Origin of the sequence: Pseudomonas sp. PvP100, from assembly GCF_017833055.1 — a bacterium.
In the GTDB taxonomy this organism is placed as follows: domain Bacteria; phylum Pseudomonadota; class Gammaproteobacteria; order Pseudomonadales; family Pseudomonadaceae; genus Aquipseudomonas; species Aquipseudomonas syringae.
Window position 1 is genome coordinate 5,077,626 of sequence record NZ_JAFIBO010000001.1, and the last position, 17,413, is coordinate 5,095,038.

Here is a 17,413-nt window from a genome sequence, read left to right on the forward strand (position 1 = left end):
ATGAGTAGTACAGACCGGTCAAGGGAAGGCGCGAGAAGCCGGACGCAGATTATTCTGCTGTTCGTGGCGCTTATCGTTTTCATCATGTTGCTGTTCGCCAACTTCGCCTACCTCAACACTCAGTCCAACTACGACAAACAGTACATCGGGCATGCCGGTGAGCTGCGCGTCCTGTCGCAACGCATCGCGAAAAACGCCACCGAAGCGGCTGCCGGCAAAACCCAGGCGTTCAAGTTGCTGGCCGATGCGCGCAATGATTTCGACGTGCGCTGGGGCTACCTGAGAAAAGGCGACCCGGCCACCGGCCTGCCTGCGGCTCCTGATCTGATACGCGACGAGTTGCGCACCGTGCAACGTGACTGGGAAGGGCTGCGCAAGAGCACCGACGTGATTCTGGCCAGCGAACAAACCGTTCTGTCGCTGCATCAGGTGGCGGCAACGCTGGCCGAAACCATTCCGCAATTGCAGGCCGAATACGAAAAAGTCGTCGAGAACCTCCTGCAAAGCCGTGCCCCTGCCGCACAGGTGGTGGTTGCGCAACGTCAGGCATTGCTCGCAGAACGAATTCTCGGCTCGGTCAACACCGTGCTGGCTGGCGATGAAACGGCTGTGCAGGCCGCCGATGCCTTTGGCCGCGATGCCAGCCAGTTCGGGCGTGTGCTTAACGGCATGCTGGAGGGCAACGCCACGCTGCGCATCTCCCAGGTCGAGGACCGCGATGCGCGGGCGCGGCTGGCGGAGATCGCCGAACTGTTCGAATTCGTCTCAGGCTCCGTGGACGAGATTCTCGAAACCTCGCCCGAGCTGTATCAGGTGCGCGAGGCCTCGGGCAACATTTTCAACACCTCACAAACCCTGCTGGATGAAACCTCGGTACTCGCCAACAGCCTGGAAAACCTCGCCAAGCGCCGCACTGTGAACACCGTCGGCGGCTATGTGCTGGGCTTGCTGGCACTGGCCTCGATCATCCTCATCGGTCTGGTCATGGTGCGCGAGACCAATCGCCAGTTGCGCGAAACCGCGCAGAAGAGCGAGCGCAACCAGACGGCGATCATGCGTCTGCTGGACGAGATCGAGAACCTCGCCGACGGCGACCTGACGGTCACGGCCTCGGTGACCGAGGACTTCACCGGGGCGATTGCCGACTCCATCAATTACTCCATCGACCAGTTGCGCGAGCTGGTGGTGACCATCAACCTGACCGCCGAGCAGGTGGCGGCAGCGGTGACCGAAACCCAGGCGACGGCCATGCAGTTGTCGGCTGCCTCAGAGCATCAGGCGTTGCAGATCAGTGCGGCGTCGACAGCGATCAACGACATGGCAGCGTCCATCGATCAGGTTTCGACCAACGCCTCGGAGTCCTCGGCCGTGGCGGAGCGTTCCGTGACAATTGCCAATAAAGGCAACGAGGTGGTGCAAAACACCATTCACGGCATGGACAACATTCGCGAGCAGATTCAGGACACCTCCAAGCGCATCAAACGTCTTGGCGAGTCATCCCAGGAGATTGGCGACATCGTCAGCCTGATCGACGACATTGCCGACCAGACCAACATCCTGGCCTTGAACGCCGCTATTCAGGCGTCGATGGCCGGCGATGCCGGACGGGGATTTGCCGTGGTGGCTGACGAAGTACAACGCTTGGCCGAACGTTCGTCGTCCGCGACCAAGCAGATCGAAACGCTGGTCCGGGCCATCCAGAACGACACCAACGAGGCGGTTATCTCCATGGAGCAGACCACCAGCGAAGTGGTGCGCGGCGCACGCCTGGCGCAGGACGCCGGGGTGGCGCTGGGGGAAATCGAAGGGGTGTCCAGGGTGCTGGCCGAGCTGATCGAAAGTATCACCGACGCCGCCCACCAACAGGCCGAGTCTGCCGGGCAGATTTCGCAGATCATGACCGTCATTCAGCAGACCACTTCGCAGACCACCTCGGGCACATCGGCCACCGCTGAAAGCATCGGCAACCTGGCGAAAATGGCCAGCGAAATGCGCCGCTCGGTATCGGGCTTTGCCCTGCCGTCATCGAAGAAAGCCGGATGATGTGCCGCTCATGAACAACCTTGATTGGGTAACGGACGGTACTCGTCATGGCTGATCGTCACGATTACGTTGCTCTTGAGTGGCTGAAGGGCGAGATCGCCGAAACGCTGCGCCAGGCCCGTCAGGCGCTGGACCTGTTCATCGAAGACCCGGCCAATGCTGCGGCGATGGCCGAGTGCCTGAACCTGGTGCATCAGGTTCACGGCAGTCTGCAGATGATCGAGTTCTACGGCGCCGCGTTGCTGGCCGAGGAAATCGAGCAACTGGCGCTGGCGGTCCAGCAGAACCGTGTCAGCCATCCGGTCGAGTCCGAGCAACTGCTGATCCAGGCCATGAGTCAGTTGCCGGTTTACCTGGAGCGCATTCATTCCGCGCGCCGCGATCTGCCGCTGGTGGTCTTGCCACTGCTCAATGACCTGCGCAGCGCGCGGGGCGAAAGTCTGCTCTCGGAAACCAGCCTGTTCGCCCCGCAACTGGTCGTCGTGCCGCCGCTTGATGAGCAGGAGCTGGCGCGGCGCAATACCCCTGAATTGCCCAACCTGCTGCGCAAGCTGCGCCAGACCCTGCAGGCGGCGCTGGCCGGCCTGATGCGCGAGCAGGGCGTGCAGACCCAGCTCGGTTACATGGCCAAGGTGTTTGCCCGGCTTGAGCAGTTGTGCGAAGACGCGCCGCTCGGTGCGCTCTGGCGGATCGCCTCGGCACTGGTCGAAACCATGCTCAACGGCAACTTCACCAACAGTCCGGCGCTGCGCAGTCTGTTGAAGGACGCCGACAAGGAACTCAAGCGTCTGGCCGAGCAGGGCGTCATCGGCATCAATCAGCCCGCCCCCGAAGAGCTGTTGAAAAGCCTGCTGTTCTACATCGCCAAGTCCGACAGCCTGGCGCCGAAGATGCTCGACCTAAAGGACCAGTACGCGCTGACCGATGCCTTGCCCGGCAACGACGTGGTCAACGAAGAGCGCGCCCGCATGGCCGGTCCGGACCGAGACGCCATGCGTTCGGTGATCGTGGCCTTGTGCGAAGGGCTGGTCAGGGTCAAGGAACGGCTCGACGTGTTCGTGCGCGGCGACCGTCAGCATGTCAGCGAGCTGAACGCGTTGCTGCCGCCGTTGCGGCAGATTGCCGATACCCTGGCGGTGCTGGGTTTCGGCCAGCCGCGCAAGGTGATCATCGATCAGTTGTCTGTGGTCCTCGGTCTGGCCCAGGGGCAGCGCGAGCCCAGCGACGCGGCGCTGATGGATGTGGCGGGTGCCTTGCTCTACGTCGAATCGACCCTTGCCGGCATGGCCGGGAGCCACGAGCAGGTCAGCCGCGAAGAAAGCCGCCTGCCGACCACCGACCTGACGCAGATTCATCAACTGGTGATTCGCGAAGCCCGCACCGTGTTGCAGCAGGCCAAGGATGTGATCCTCGATTACATCGACGGCGAGTGGGACCGGCAGCGGCTCGATCCGCTGTGCGCGCTGATCGTGCAGGTTCGTGGTGCGCTGGCCATGATCCCGCTGGCCCGTGCGGCCAGCCTGCTGGCCGCCTGCAACGAATACATTCAGGAACACCTGCTGGTGGACGAAACCCGTCCCACCTGGGTTCAGCTCGATTGCCTGGCCGACACCATCACTGGCATCGAGTATTACCTGGAGCGCATGCTCGAAGATCATCAGGCGCCGGGCGACCAGGTGCTCGACATGGCCCAGCAAAGCCTGGCACGGCTGGGCTATACGCCTGCTGCGGACACCCTCGAAGTGCCGTTGCTCGAAGAAATCATCACTCAGGACGAGTTGCTGGAACTGGATGACCGCAAGGCGCTGGTCAGCCCCACGCAAACCATTGCCCAGGTCCTCGCCAGCCCGGTCTCCGCCGTTAACCCGCCCGCCCGTAACGTCCCCACCAGCCTGTTGCCGCCCTCGGCCGGGGAAGAGGCGGTGGACGACGAGTTGCGCGATGTGTTTCTCGAAGAGGCCGACGAGGTGCTCGACGCGCTGCGTGAGTACCTGCCGCGCTGGTTCGCCTCGCTCGGCCGCGACGGCCACTGGGACAGCACGGCGCTGACCGAAGTGCGTCGTGCGTTTCATACCCTCAAGGGCAGCGGCCGGATGGTGCGTGCGCTGATCCTCAGCGAACTGGCCTGGTCGGTGGAAAACCTGCTCAACCGGGTGCTGGAAGGCGAAGTGCTGCCGGGCCTGGAAGTGCAGCAACTGATGAGTGAAGTGCAGGCGCTGCTGCCGTCGGTCATCCGCGACTTTGCCGAAGGTGCACAGTGTCAGCGCGATGATGTCGACCTGCTGGCGGCTCGCGCCCATGCGTTGGCCAACGGGCTGGAGCCACCGATGCTGCCAGCCGCGGATGATCATGCGCCAAGCCAGCCTGTTGCCGACGAACCGCTCGATCCACAGTTGCTGGAGATTTTTCGTCAGGAAGCGCTCGGCCATCTGAATACCCTCGGTCGCTTCCTCGACAACGCCGAACAATCAGCGTCGCCGGCGATCAGCGACGCGGTGCTGCGTGCGTTGCATACGCTCAAGGGCAGCGCGCACATGGCCGGGGTGCTGCCGATTGCCGAACTGGCCAGCCCGCTCGACCAGTTAGTGCGTGAATACAAGGCTAACCTGATCGATATCGGTTCACCGGAGCTCGTCCTGCTGCGCAGCGCCGAACCGTTGCTGCACAAGGGCCTCGAACAACTGGACAGCACGCCGCTGGCCGATATTCCGGGCGCCGCGCCGCTGATCGAGGCTGCCCTGGCGATGCTCAACGACCGCCTCACCGTGGTGCTGCGTGAGTCGGACAGCGGCCTGCGTATCAAGCGCAACCCCACGTTGCTCGCCGGTTTTCTGGCCGAAGGCATGGACATCGTGCTGGATGCGGAAAACCTGCTGCGGGGCTGGAGGCAGCACCCCGGCGAACGCCAGGAACTGAGCGCGCTGCTCGACGAGCTGACCACCCTCGGTCATGGCGCGCATCTGGCCGACCTGCCGCAGGTCGATGAGCTGTGCGAAGCCTTGCTCGATCTCTACGGCGCGGTCGAGGAAAGCAGTCTGGCAGTCAGCGAGCGCTTTTTCGATGTGGCAGAAAATGCTCACGAAGCGCTGATCAACATGCTTGATCAGGTGGCCGCTGGTCAGGATGTCGAGCCACGTCCCGAATGCGTGCGTGCCTTGAACCAGTTGCTGGATCAGGCGCTTGACCCTTCGGCGACCGGGCTGGTCAAGAGCGACGGCCACCGCACCTTGAGCGTTACCGAGCTCAACGCCGCCACCGCGCAGCTGGCCAGCGAGGCCGGGCACACTGAGACTGAAGTTGCCGGGCCGGACGACGAAATCGTCGAGATATTTCTGGAAGAGGCCGTCGATATCCTCGACAGCGCCGGTCAAGCCTTGCAGCGCTGGCTGGCCGATCCGGAAAACCCTGCGCCGCTGGCCTCCTTGCAGCGCGACCTGCACACCCTCAAGGGCGGTGCGCGGATGGCTGAGGTGGCCGAGGTGGGCGACCTGGCCCACGAACTGGAAAACCTCTACGAGGGATTGATCGACCGGCGCTTCAACCATTCGCCGACGCTGGCCGAGCTGCTGCACGAGAGCCACGACCATCTGGCCATTCTGCTTGAGCAGCTGTATCGGCAGGAAGCGCTCAGCGACCCTTCGGCTTTGATCGAGGCGCTGCGCAGCTGCCGCACGCTCGAGAGCGCCGGGCCTGAGGCGCAGGCCTCGCCTGCCGCCAGTGAAGATCCTCCAGAGCATGACACCGAGCTGCGTGAAGTCTTCCTCGAGGAAGGTTTCGACATCATGGAAAGCTCGGGCGCAGCATTGGCGCGTTGGCAGGCCGATCCGCACAACATGCTGGAAGTCGAAAACCTGCTGCGCGACCTGCACACCCTCAAGGGCGGCGCGCGGATGGTGGAAATTGCTCCGATAGGCGATCTGGCCCACGAGCTGGAGACGCTTTACGAGGGGCTTTCCGCCGGCAGCCTGCAGCCCGCGCCGTTGATGATGGGGCTGTTGCAGAGCGGCCAGGATGTGCTGGCCGACATGCTCGATGCCGTGCGCAGTGACAAGCCGCTGCCTGACGCGACCTTGCTGATTGAGAGCATTCGCAGACTGGCCACCGACGAGCCGTCGGGCGCAGTGCTGGCTGCGCAGGGCCTGGAGGTCCATCCGGAGTCGGTGGTCGCCGTGGCCCCGGTCGCCGAGGGCGAGGTCGAGCGCAGTGGTCCGGAAATGGTCAAGGTGCCTGCCGAGCAACTGGAAGACCTGGTCAACCTGGCCGGCGAAACCTCCATCTTCCGTGGACGTATTGAACAGCAGATTATTGATTCACAGATCGCCCTGGTAGAGATGGAAACCACCATCGAGCGGATGCGCGATCAGTTGCGTCGTCTTGATATGGAAACCCAGGGGCGCATTCTCAGCCGTGAGCAGGTTCAGGCCGAGCGGCTGGGCTATGAAGAGTTTGACCCGCTGGAAATGGACCGCCATTCCCAGTTGCAGCAGTTGTCGCGCGCGCTGTTCGAATCGGCGTCCGACCTGATGGACCTCAAGGAAACCCTCGGCGCGCGTGCACGCGACGCGGAAACGCTGCTGTCGCAACAGGCCAGGGTCAACACCCAGCTTCAGGAAGGCCTGATGCGTACGCGCATGGTGCCGTTCGAACGATTGGTGCCGCGCCTGCGTCGCGTGGTGCGCCAGGTGGCCTCGGAACTGCACAAGAAAGTCCATTTCGAAGTGGGCAACGCCGACGGTGAAATGGACCGCAACGTGCTGGAACGAATGGTCGCGCCACTGGAGCACATGCTGCGCAATGCCGTCGATCACGGGCTTGAAAGCACCGAAAAACGCATCGCTGCCGGCAAGCCGGAACAGGGCCATATCAGTCTGGAATTGATGTACGAAGGCGGCGATATGGTCATCGAACTGAGCGATGACGGCTCGGGTGTCGACCTCGCTGCGGTACGCCGCAAAGCCATCAAGCGCGGCATGATCCATCCGGATGCCGATCTGTCCGACCATGAAGTGCTGCCGTTCATCCTGCAGGCGGGTTTTTCCACCAGCGAGATCATCACCCAGATTTCCGGCCGTGGCGTGGGCATGGATGTGGTGCACGCCGAGGTCAAGCAACTGGGCGGTTCGATGGTCATCGACTCGGTACCGGGCCAGGGCACGCGCTTCCGTATTCGACTGCCGATTTCGGTATCGGTCAATCGGGCGTTGATGGTGACGTGCGGCGAAGAACAGTATGCGGTGCCGCTCAATACCGTCGATGGCATCGTGCGCGTCATGGCCAATGAACTGGACGGCTATTACCAGACCACCCCGCCGCGCTATCAATATGGTGGGCGCAGTTACGAGTTGCGCTATCTGGGCGAGTTGCTGGGCAGCAGTCCGCCCCGGCTGGCCGGGCAATTGCAGCCGCTGCCGGTGTTGCTGGTGCATCTGCAGGATCAGTGGGTGGCGGTGCAGGTCGATGCGCTGGCAGGCTCGCGCGAGATCGTGGTCAAGAGCCTCGGCCCGCAGTTCTCCAGGGTGCAGGGCATTTCCGGTGCGACCATCCTGGGTGACGGGCAAGTGGTGCTGATTCTTGATCTGATGGCGAAGATTCGTACCTTGCAGGGCTTGCCTTTCAGAGGAGGCATGGCGCCTGCCTACCACGAAGCCGAGCACGCCAGACCGCTGTTGGTGATGGTAGTGGACGATTCGGTGACGGTGCGCAAAGTTACCAGCCGCTTGCTGGAACGCCACGGCATGCACGTGCTGACCGCCAAGGACGGTGTCGATGCCATGACCCTGTTGCAGGAGCACACGCCTGACATCATGCTGCTCGATATCGAAATGCCGCGCATGGACGGCTTTGAAGTCGCCAGCCAGATCCGCCAAGACGAACAGCTCAAGGAATTGCCTATCATCATGATCACCTCCCGCTCGGGCCAGAAGCATCGCGATCGGGCGATGGCGGTGGGCGTCAACGAGTACCTGAGCAAGCCGTATCAGGAAACCGTATTGCTGGAGAGCATCGCTTACTGGAGCCAGGCACATGTCTGAAGGCACGTTTCAGACAAGCCGTCTGACCAGCCTGACCGGCTTGCTGGTGCCGTTGAGTGACCGGCATCTGCTGCTGCCCAATGTCGCGGTCGCCGAGTTGATCGATTATCAGGATTGCAGCGCAGAGCCGGACGCCCCTGAGTGGTACCTCGGGCCGATCAGCTGGCGCGAACTGACCTTGCCACTGCTCAGCTTCGAAGCTGCCTGCGGAGGCCGCACCCGCGTTGGCGGTCGAGCCCGGATCGTGGTGCTCAACGCGCTGGGCGGACGCAACGACGTCAGATTCATCGCCCTGCTGACCCAGGGCATCCCGCGCTCGTGCAAGGTCGACAGCCAGTTGAGCTACGTCGACGTCCCGCTGGCCGAACTGGAACTGGCCGCCGTACAGATCGGCGAAACCGTAGCCCGCATTCCCGACCTCGAAGGGCTGGAACAATGGTTGGTGGATGCAGGGCTGTCATAGTTAAAGAGGACGCGGAGCGTCCAGAACTGCATGCGACGCGGAGCGCCGCACGATAGGGTGATGATCGTTCCTCACGCTCCAGCGTGGGAATGCCGTGCGTGACGCTCCGCGTCACAGATCTGCGCCGCGCCGCACAGTCAAGACAGGGCGCGGAGCACGCTGAGCATGGGCACGATAGGGAATCAAAGCCTCACGACGAACAGCTGATTTCCAGGTGCTTGCCCCAGTCCGGCGGTCGTTGGGCGTAGCCTTGCATGCCGGGCTGTTCGGTGAAGGGGGTGCAGAGCACCTGATGCAGGCGGCGGACTTCTTCGTAGTCGCCTTTTTCCGCAGCAGCGATGGCGTTCTGCGCCAGGTAGTTGCGCAGGATGTACAGCGGATTGACTGCATGCATGCGGGTCTGACGCTCCTGCTCGGTGCCGTTGTCCTCAAGGGCAATACGCGCTTGATACGCTTGCGCCCAGCCATCGAAGCCCTTGATATCGACAAAGTCGTCACGCAACGTGCGCAACGCCTCGGCGGCTGGCTGATCACCCAGGCGGCGGAAGAACAGGGTGTAATCCACGCCGCTGTTCTGCATCAATTTCAGCAACTGGCTGACCAGTTGTTCATCCTGCTCCTGAGCAACGGTCAGGCCCAGTCGGCGGCGCATCAGGTCCAGGTAGTGGGCCTGATACAGCGGCAGGAACAAACCGATGGCCTCACGCAGCGCTTCCACGCTGATGAACGGGGTCAGCGCCTGCGCCAGCGCGCTAAGGTTCCATTGCGCGATAGGCACCTGATTGCTGAAGGAGTAGCGACCTTCGTGATCGGAGTGGTTGCAGATGAAATGCTCATCGAAATCGTCCAGAAACGCGAACGGTCCGAAATCGAAGGTAATGCCCAGAATCGACATGTTGTCGGTGTTCATCACACCATGGCAGAAGCCGTAGGCCTGCCACTTGGCAATCAGCTCGGCGTTGCGCTCGACGATTTCCCGGAACATCGCCAGATACGGCTCCGGCTGCTCCTGGCAATGCGGGTAATGCATCGTCAGCACATGCTCGGCGAGGGTCTTCAACTGCTCTGGCTGCTTGGTGTAGAAGAAGTATTCCAGGCTGCCGAAGCGCACATGACTCTGTGCCAGACGCAGCACCATAGCGGCATGTTCCTGGGTTTCGCGCCATACCGGCGTGCTGGAGCTGACCACACACCCCGCGCGGCTGCTGGGGATGCCCAGTGCGTGCAGAGCCTCGGAAGCCAGAAACTCGCGGATCGACGAGCGCAGTACGGCGCGCCCGTCACCCATCCGCGAATACGGCGTGCGGCCGGCGCCCTTGAGGTGCAGGTCCCAGTGCTCGCCGGCGTCGTTGTACACCTCGCCTAGCAGCAGGCCACGGCCATCCCCCAGGCGCGGGTTGTAGGAGCCGAACTGATGCCCGGAATACACCATCGCCCGAGGCTCTGCTTCGGACCACAGCTTGTGGCCGCTGAAGATTTCCGCGAACAACGGCAGATCGGCCTGTCCAGGCGCCAGGTCCAGCAGTGCCAGTGCTGACTGGCTGGCAACCACAAGCTGCGGCGCATCAATGGGCTCAGGCAGCACGGAAGTAGAAAACGCATCGCCCAGACGGGCAAAGCGGTTGTCGAGAATGAGTTCGTCGAGTGCTTTCAAAGCGTATCGCCTCCAGAGGGGAATTTCAGGCTTTCAACGAAGCGGCGGCCTGCCTGGCTCGTCGGGCGTGTTGCAACGGTCAGAACCCGTAGACCGGGTCCCTGGGTGGTAGTTCTGGTGATGGGGGCTGCGCCCGGACTACCGGTTCCGGCTTCGCTCGAAGGCGGCCAGAATCGTTCGTTCCGATTGCACCAGATAATCCTCGAGCATGCGCGTCGCCTCATCGGTCTTGCCCGCGTCCAGGCGCCCGAGTACCGCAGCATTCATGTCCAGATAAGGCGAATGCAGCAGCTCCGGATTGTTGAGCAAGCCGAAGGCCAGCCGCAACTCTGCCGATATCTGCGCATAAAACGCCACCAGTCGCGGGCTGTCGGACAGCTCGACGATGGCCTTGTGAAACATCATGTTGGCGGTGCCCACGGCAACCCAGTCCTTGGCCTCACGCGCCTGCACGCCGGCCTCGACCGCATTGCGCATGTGCAGCACACCGGGATGCTGTGGATAAGCCTGGGCAATCGCTCCACATTCGATGAAGCGTCGAATGCGGTAGATATCGATGATCGAAGCCATATCAGGCTTGGCCACGGTGACCCCGCGATTGGGCTCGTGGGTCAGCAGCCCTTCGCGGGTCAGCACTCTGAAGGCTTCTCTCAGGGTGTTACGGGAAATATCCAGACTCTCGGCGAGAGCGGCTTCCGAGAGGCGCTGACCAGGTACCAGCTCGCCCTCGACCAGCATTCTGCGAAGCTCAGTGGTGATCGATTCTCCGAGGGTGCGAGGGAGGGCAGAGGCAGCGTCGTTCATAAAGGGTCCAGAGAAAGAAAAGCCAGGTCGATATTCCACGACAGCTCATTGGCTGGCAAGGACGAAGGTCAGCAGATGCATCATCAGGTAGCACACCTGAGTCCCTGCGTAACAACATGGTGCATATGGTTGATCCATACCGCATGCATTGTTCAACAATATTATCTTTATGTATCTACAAGTTGGCGTACTTGAATGACCTTTGGCATGGTCATTGCTCTGGCAAAATACCTCTCATCTCAGGAATGCCGCCGTGACACAGACTGCCAATGAGTTCACCAAGGCGCGCCGCGCCTCTTTGATCGCCGCGATCTTCATGATGGCGACGTCTGCCATCGGTCCTGGCTTTCTGACCCAGACAGCTACGTTTACTGCGACGCTGGGGGCAGCGTTCGCTTTCGGCATCCTGGCCTCGATCCTGATCGACTTCGTGGTGCAACTGAATGTCTGGCGCATCGTCACGTTGACCAAAATGCGCGCGGCCGATCTGGCCAACGCGGCGATTCCGGGCAGCGGTTATCTGCTCGCGGTACTGGTCATCTTCGGCGGCCTGGTGTTCAGTCTGGGCAACATCGCCGGTGCGGGCCTGGGCTTGAATGCGTTGACCGGTCTTGACCCCAAATGGGGTGGCGCCTTGAGCGCGCTGATCGCCATTGCGATCTTCTCGTCGCACCGCGCCGGCATCGCGATGGACCGCATCATGATGGTGCTGGGCACCCTGAAGGTCTGCCTGATCCTGTTCGCCGCCTTTGCCTCGCACCCGCCGCTGGGTGAAGCGCTGCGCCAGACCATTCTGCCGGACATGGTCGATTTCGCGGCCATCACCACCATTGTCGGTGGCACGGTCGGCGGCTATATCACTTACGCCGGTGCTCACCGATTGCTGGATCGCGGCACCGTCGGGGTCGAGAACATCGATGTGGTGTCCAAGGCGGCGCTGACCGGTATTCTGGTCACCGGCGTTGTTCGTTACATACTGTTTCTGGCGATCCTCGGCGTGGTCGCCAGCGGCGTCGTCATCGATGTGTCCGGCAAGGGTGCAAACCCCGCAGCCCAGGCGTTCACCGCTGCCGCTGGCAACTTCGGCCTGATCATGTTCGGCCTGGTGCTCTGGGCGGCCGGCATCAGCAGCGTGATCGGCGCGTCCTATACGTCGATGTCGTTCATCACCGTGTTTTCCAAACGCATCACCGAACGCGCGCGCAACCTGGCGACGGTCGGCTTTATCCTGATCACCGTTGTCGTATACGTCATGTGGGGCAAACCACCAGCCGCGCTGCTGGTCTTTGCCGGGGGCTTCAACGGCTTGATCCTGCCACTGGGCCTGAGCATTTTCATGTACGTCGGCTGGCGCCGGTCCGACATGATGGACGGCTACCACTACCCGCGCTGGCTATTAGTGTTGGGCGTGCTGACCTGTCTGCTGTCGTGGTACATGGCGTTCAAATCAGTCGGTCCCATCTTTGCCTTCATCAATGCAGCCTGATTTCGGAGAACAAAAAATGCCTGCGATAGACCTCAACAGTGACCTCGGTGAAAGCTTCGGCGCCTGGAGCATGGGCGATGACGAGGCGATTCTCGATGTGGTCAGCAGCGCCAACGTGGCCTGCGGTTTCCATGCCGGTGACCCGGCCGGGATCCTGCGCACCCTCGAGGCCGCTGCGGCCCGGGGCGTTGCCATCGGCGCGCATGTGGCCTACCCGGACCTGGTAGGGTTCGGCCGCCGCAACATGGACATCCCGAGCGACCAGCTGACCGCCGATGTCATTTATCAGATCGGCGCACTGCAGGGCCTGGCTCGCAGCGCCGGGACGAGCGTGAGCTACGTCAAGCCTCACGGCGCGCTGTACAACACCATTGCCGGTGATCAGCGTCAGGCCGCGGCGGTCATTCAGGCGCTGCTGCGCATTGATCCCGCACTGAAGCTGGTGTGCCTGGCCAACTCGCCGCTGCTCGACTGGGCACGCGAAGCCGGGCTTTCTTGCGTTGCCGAAGCGTTCGCCGACCGCGCCTATACCGCTGAAGGCACGCTGGTCTCGCGCTCGCGGCCCGGTGCGGTTCTGCACGACGCCGAACGGATCGCCGAGCGCATGCTGCGCCTGGTGCGCGAAGGCGTCATCGAGGCTGAAGATGGCCGCGAAATCAGCCTGCAGGCCGATTCAATCTGCGTGCATGGCGACAGTCCGGGCGCGGTGAACATCGCGCGTATTCTGAAAGACCGTTTGCACGACGCAGGCGTCACTGTCCGCGCATTCAATCGAGGCTGATCATGAATTCACTGCAACTCGCCCGCGAGGCAGCCAGCGCCGCCCGTGCCCGTTATCGCCAGGGATTCGTCGCGCCGACCGCTGGCCAGGCGCCCGGTCTGACCCAGTGCAACATGATCACGCTGCCGCGTGAATGGGCGTATGACTTTCTGCTGTTCGCGCAGCGTAACCCGCAAGCCTGCCCGGTGCTGGATGTGACCGAGCCCGGCAGCCACACCACGCTGTTGGCCGAGCAGGCTGATCTGCGCACCGACCTGCCGCTGTACCGGGTATGGCGCGACGGGCAACTGGCCGAAGAACTGAGTGACGTGAGCCACATCTGGGCGCAGCACACTGATCTGGTCAGCTTTCTGATTGGCTGCAGTTTCACCTTCGAAACCGACCTGATGCACGCCGGCATCGATGTGCGCCACATCAGCGAAGGCTGCAATGTGCCGATGTACCGCAGCAACCGCGTCTGCCGCCCGGCCGGACGCCTGCAGGGCAACATGGTGGTGTCGATGCGCCCGATCGCCGCGGACCGGGTTGCCGAAGCGGCGCGCATCACCGGTCGCTACCCCGGTGTGCACGGCGCGCCGGTACATGTCGGCGAGCCTGGACTGCTCGGCATCACCGACCTGGCGAGCCCTGATTTTGGTGATGCGGTGACGATCAGGCCCGGCGAGATTCCGGTGTTCTGGGCCTGCGGTGTGACCCCGCAGGCAGTAGTCATGGCGTCCCGTGTGCCGTTTGCGATTTCCCACGCGCCGGGCCACATGTTCATTACCGATATTCCGGACAGCTACTACCACGTATAGGAGAGGCTCATGCGTTTCTACCCGGCCAACCTGGATGCACTCCTGGTTGAACTGTCGAATCTGGACGAGACCCTGGCCCTGTTCGAATCGTTACAGCAGATGCCCATCGCTGGCGTCGAGGAAATCGTCCCGGCCGCCCGAACGTTGCTGGTGCACTTTCGTCCGTCAGCCATCGGTTTCAAAGCGCTCGCCACACAGATCGCCTCGCGCGACATTCGTGGCAAGGCCCGCGAGGCGGGCAAGCTGATCGAAATACCTGTGCATTACAACGGCGAAGACCTGGCCGATGTCGCCCGCGAGCTGGACATCAGCGTCGAGGAAGTGATCAAGCGCCACACCGGCAGCGACTACAACGTTGCCTTCTGCGGCTTTGCACCCGGTTTTGCCTACCTCAGCGGCGGTGCCGGGTTTGTGGTGCCACGGCGCAGCACGCCGCGCACACGTATTCCGGCTGGCGCCGTGGCACTGGCCGGTGGTTTCAGTGGCATTTATCCTCAGGCCAGCCCCGGCGGCTGGCAGATTATCGGGGTGACCACCTCAACCATGTGGGATCTGGGCCGCGACGAGCCCGCCTTGCTCCAGCCTGGCTACCGCGTGCGTTTCCAGGATGCCGGTCCGCTCCCGGAGACCCGTGTGCAGGTTGCTGCACCTGTCCGACCGCAGGCGACGACGGTCAGCGAAGACTATCTGCAGATCGAGACGCCAGGTCTGCAAACCCTGTTTCAGGACATGGGGCGTCCCGGTCGGGCGGGGCAGGGTGTGTCCGCATCGGGCGCGCTGGATCGCGGCGCCTTGCGCGCTGCCAACCGCGCGGTGGGTAACGATCCGGCGACCGCGTGTCTGGAGATTCTCATGGGTGGTCTGACCTTCACCTGTCAGGGGCAGACCGTTGTGGCGATTACCGGTGCTCAGGCCAGCGTCGAAGTGCAGACCGCCGAAGGGCAAAAGTTGCAGGCGCCCTTGTATGCACCGCTGGCTTTGCAGAACGGCGATCAGGTGAGCATCGGTTCGCCCAGCGCCGGCCTGCGCAATTATCTGGCGGTTCGTGGCGGTTTCATTCATGAGCCGGTGCTTGGCAGTCTGTCCACAGACACGCTGGCCCAGGTTGGGCCCGCGGCGCTGGCCGCGGGTGACCGGCTGGGCTTCACGCGCAGAACCGGTGGCCCTGCGGTGTCGACTGCCGAACAACCGGCCTTCGAGATGCCGCGTAGCGATGAGGTCATCATCCTGGATGTGGTCATGGGCCCGCGCAGTGACTGGTTCAGCGCCGAAGCCCAGCAACTGCTGGCGCAACAGACCTGGCTGGTCACGCCGCAATCCAACCGTATCGGCATTCGCCTGGCAGGCGAGCAATCGCTGCAACGTGCCGTCGCTGGCGAGTTGCCCAGCGAGGGCACCACGGTCGGCGCCATTCAGGTGCCGCCCAGTGGCCAGCCGGTGCTGTTTCTGGCCGATCACCCGTTGACCGGCGGTTACCCGGTCATCGGCGCAGTTGCCACCTATCACCTGGACAAGGCCGGGCAGATTCCGGTCAATGCCCGCATTCGCTTCAACCCGCTGAGCGCCTTCGAGCCAGTGCGCCCCGCCACTTCAGACGAGACCAAGAACAGATGAAAAAGGTTCTGATTGCCAATCGTGGCGAAATCGCCGTTCGTATTGCCCGTGCCTGCCGTGACTACGGAGTCGCCTCGGTGGCGGTGTACGCCGATGCTGATATCGACGCGCTGCACGTGCGTCAGGCCGATGAAGCCTATGGTCTGCAGGGTGAGCGCCCGACCGACACCTACCTGAACATCGAAAAGCTGCTGGCGGTTGCCGCGCGCGCCGGTGCCGATGCGGTTCATCCGGGCTACGGCTTCCTCTCGGAGCGCGCCGAATTCGCCCGCGCGGTGATCGACGCCGGTCTGATCTGGATCGGTCCCGATCCTGCGACCATCGACGCACTGGGCGACAAGGTCCAGGCCCGGCGCATTGCCCTGAAAGTCGGCGCACCGCTGGTGGCCGGTACAGAAGACCCGGTAAAAGATGCCTCTGAAGTGGTCGCGTTTGCCGAGCAGCACGGCCTGCCGATTGCCATCAAGGCAGCCTTTGGCGGCGGTGGTCGCGGCCTGAAAGTCGCCTGGAAGCTCGATGAAGTCAGCGAGCTGTACGAGTCTGCGGTGCGTGAAGCGGTGACCGCGTTCGGTCGTGGCGAGTGCTTCGTCGAGCGCTTTCTGGACCGCCCACGGCACATCGAAGCGCAGATCATCGCCGATCGTCATGGCCGGGTGGTTGTGGTCGGCACCCGTGACTGCTCGTTGCAGCGTCGCAACCAGAAGCTGATCGAAGAAGCGCCAGCGCCTTATCTGAATGACGAACTGCGCCAGCGCATTCACGAGTCGGCTCGCGCGGTCTGCGCCGAAGCGGGCTATGTCGGTGCCGGTACGGTGGAGTTCCTGCTCAGCGGCGACGGCACCCTGTCGTTCCTGGAGGTCAACACGCGCTTGCAGGTCGAGCACCCGGTGACGGAAGAAACCAGCGGCGTGGACCTGGTCATCGAACAACTTCGCGTCGCCGACGGCCTGCCGCTGTCGTTCGATGGCACGCCTGTGCCACGCGGCCATAGCTTTGAATTCCGTATCAACGCTGAGGACGCGGGCAACGGCTTTCTACCGACGCCGGGGTCTATCACTTTATTTCAGCCGCCGTCCGGTCCGGGCGTACGCCTGGACACCGGCGTTGCAGAAGGCTCAAGGGTCTCACCGAACTTCGACTCGATGATCGCCAAGCTGATCGTCACCGGCGCAACCCGCGAACAGGCCATCAGCCGCGCCCGCCGTGCGCTGGCCGAGTTCAAGGTGGAAGGCGTGGCCACCGTGCTGCCGTTCCACCGGGCGGTCATGGACCATGACGACTTCACCGCGGCCAATACCTTCGCCGTCCACACCCGCTGGATCGAAACCGACTTCGCCGAGCACGTCACCATCGCCCCGCGCAACGCAGAACCGGTCGACCCCGGCGTGCTGCGTACCTTCGTTGAAATCGACGGCAAACGCCACGAACTGGGCCTGCCTGCTGCGCTGTTGGCCGGCATGAGCCTGAACGCTGCCGCCCCGGCTGACGCCAGCCAGCCAGCGGCCGACGCCCCGGACCCGCACGCAGTGCTGACGCCGGTCGCGGGCAACCTGCATGCCTGGGCGGTTGAAGACGGTGCGACGGTAGAGAAGGGACAGGTGATCGCGATCATGGAGGCGATGAAGATGGAAACATCGATACTGGCACCGTGTGCCGGAACCGTGCAGATCAGCAAGGAGCCTGGGGGGTATCTGGAGGCGAAGGTGGTGATTGGGCGGGTTGAGGCCTGATTTAATCGC

10 protein-coding genes are annotated in these 17,413 nt (G+C 62.9%); 8 read left to right on the forward strand and 2 right to left on the reverse strand.

Going from position 1 to position 17,413, the window contains the following annotated elements; translation table 11 throughout:
• Genes JOE39_RS22020 through JOE39_RS22030 form a run of 3 tightly spaced genes read left to right on the forward strand, consistent with a single transcriptional unit; the run spans position 1 to position 8,538 of the window.
• Positions 1 to 2,043 (forward strand): methyl-accepting chemotaxis protein, encoded by a 2,043-nt coding sequence (locus tag JOE39_RS22020; protein WP_003414357.1) that lies wholly within the window; start codon positions 1 to 3, stop codon positions 2,041 to 2,043.
• Positions 2,044 to 2,090: 47 nt separating this feature from the next.
• Entirely contained in the window at positions 2,091 to 8,075 is a 5,985-nt protein-coding gene (locus JOE39_RS22025; RefSeq protein WP_210078285.1) for an Hpt domain-containing protein, read from the forward strand.
• Positions 8,068 to 8,538, forward strand: a complete 471-nt coding sequence (locus JOE39_RS22030) for a chemotaxis protein CheW (RefSeq protein WP_003392217.1) — start codon at positions 8,068 to 8,070, stop codon at positions 8,536 to 8,538. The genes JOE39_RS22025 and JOE39_RS22030 overlap by 8 nt, the downstream gene beginning before the upstream one ends.
• 190 nt (positions 8,539 to 8,728) lie before the next feature.
• Here JOE39_RS22030 and selO read toward each other — a convergent pair whose 3' ends face one another.
• Positions 8,729 to 10,192 (reverse strand): protein adenylyltransferase SelO, encoded by a 1,464-nt coding sequence (gene selO / locus JOE39_RS22035; protein ID WP_210078283.1) that lies wholly within the window; start codon positions 10,190 to 10,192, stop codon positions 8,729 to 8,731.
• A 138-nt stretch (positions 10,193 to 10,330) separates the two neighbouring features.
• Positions 10,331 to 10,996 carry a GntR family transcriptional regulator gene (locus JOE39_RS22040; protein WP_080341290.1) on the reverse strand — a complete coding sequence of 222 codons (666 nt, stop codon included), beginning with the start codon at positions 10,994 to 10,996 and terminating at the stop codon, positions 10,331 to 10,333.
• Between the two features lie 253 nt (positions 10,997 to 11,249).
• Between JOE39_RS22040 and JOE39_RS22045 the strand changes: the two genes are divergently transcribed.
• From JOE39_RS22045 to JOE39_RS22065, 5 genes are read left to right on the forward strand one after another with little or no spacing between them, the layout of a single operon-like run.
• Positions 11,250 to 12,482 (forward strand): NRAMP family divalent metal transporter, encoded by a 1,233-nt coding sequence (locus JOE39_RS22045; RefSeq protein ID WP_003345192.1) that lies wholly within the window; start codon positions 11,250 to 11,252, stop codon positions 12,480 to 12,482.
• Positions 12,483 to 12,498: 16 nt separating this feature from the next.
• The gene (locus JOE39_RS22050; protein ID WP_003422431.1) at positions 12,499 to 13,263 is read left to right on the forward strand and encodes a 5-oxoprolinase subunit PxpA; all 765 of its coding nucleotides are present in this window, start codon (positions 12,499 to 12,501) and stop codon (positions 13,261 to 13,263) included.
• A 2-nt stretch (positions 13,264 to 13,265) separates the two neighbouring features.
• Complete coding sequence (locus tag JOE39_RS22055) at positions 13,266 to 14,060, forward strand: putative hydro-lyase (protein WP_046265962.1); 795 nt, start codon at positions 13,266 to 13,268, stop codon at positions 14,058 to 14,060.
• 9 nt (positions 14,061 to 14,069) lie between these two features.
• Entirely contained in the window at positions 14,070 to 15,674 is a 1,605-nt protein-coding gene (locus tag JOE39_RS22060; protein ID WP_210078281.1) for a 5-oxoprolinase/urea amidolyase family protein, read from the forward strand.
• Positions 15,671 to 17,404 (forward strand): biotin carboxylase N-terminal domain-containing protein, encoded by a 1,734-nt coding sequence (locus tag JOE39_RS22065; protein ID WP_210078279.1) that lies wholly within the window; start codon positions 15,671 to 15,673, stop codon positions 17,402 to 17,404. Before JOE39_RS22060 ends, JOE39_RS22065 begins: the two co-directional genes overlap by 4 nt.
• Positions 17,405 to 17,413 lie beyond the last annotated feature (9 nt).

Coding starts and splice junctions, on each gene's coding strand:
- JOE39_RS22020 (WP_003414357.1), top strand. CDS start 1: ATGAGTAGTACAGACCGGTCAAGGGAAGGCGCGAGAAGCCGGACGCAG.
- JOE39_RS22025 (WP_210078285.1), top strand. CDS start 2,091: ATGGCTGATCGTCACGATTACGTTGCTCTTGAGTGGCTGAAGGGCGAG.
- JOE39_RS22030 (WP_003392217.1), top strand. CDS start 8,068: ATGTCTGAAGGCACGTTTCAGACAAGCCGTCTGACCAGCCTGACCGGC.
- JOE39_RS22040 (WP_080341290.1), bottom strand. CDS start 10,996: ATGAACGACGCTGCCTCTGCCCTCCCTCGCACCCTCGGAGAATCGATC.
- JOE39_RS22050 (WP_003422431.1), top strand. CDS start 12,499: ATGCCTGCGATAGACCTCAACAGTGACCTCGGTGAAAGCTTCGGCGCC.
- JOE39_RS22055 (WP_046265962.1), top strand. CDS start 13,266: ATGAATTCACTGCAACTCGCCCGCGAGGCAGCCAGCGCCGCCCGTGCC.
- JOE39_RS22060 (WP_210078281.1), top strand. CDS start 14,070: ATGCGTTTCTACCCGGCCAACCTGGATGCACTCCTGGTTGAACTGTCG.
- JOE39_RS22065 (WP_210078279.1), top strand. CDS start 15,671: ATGAAAAAGGTTCTGATTGCCAATCGTGGCGAAATCGCCGTTCGTATT.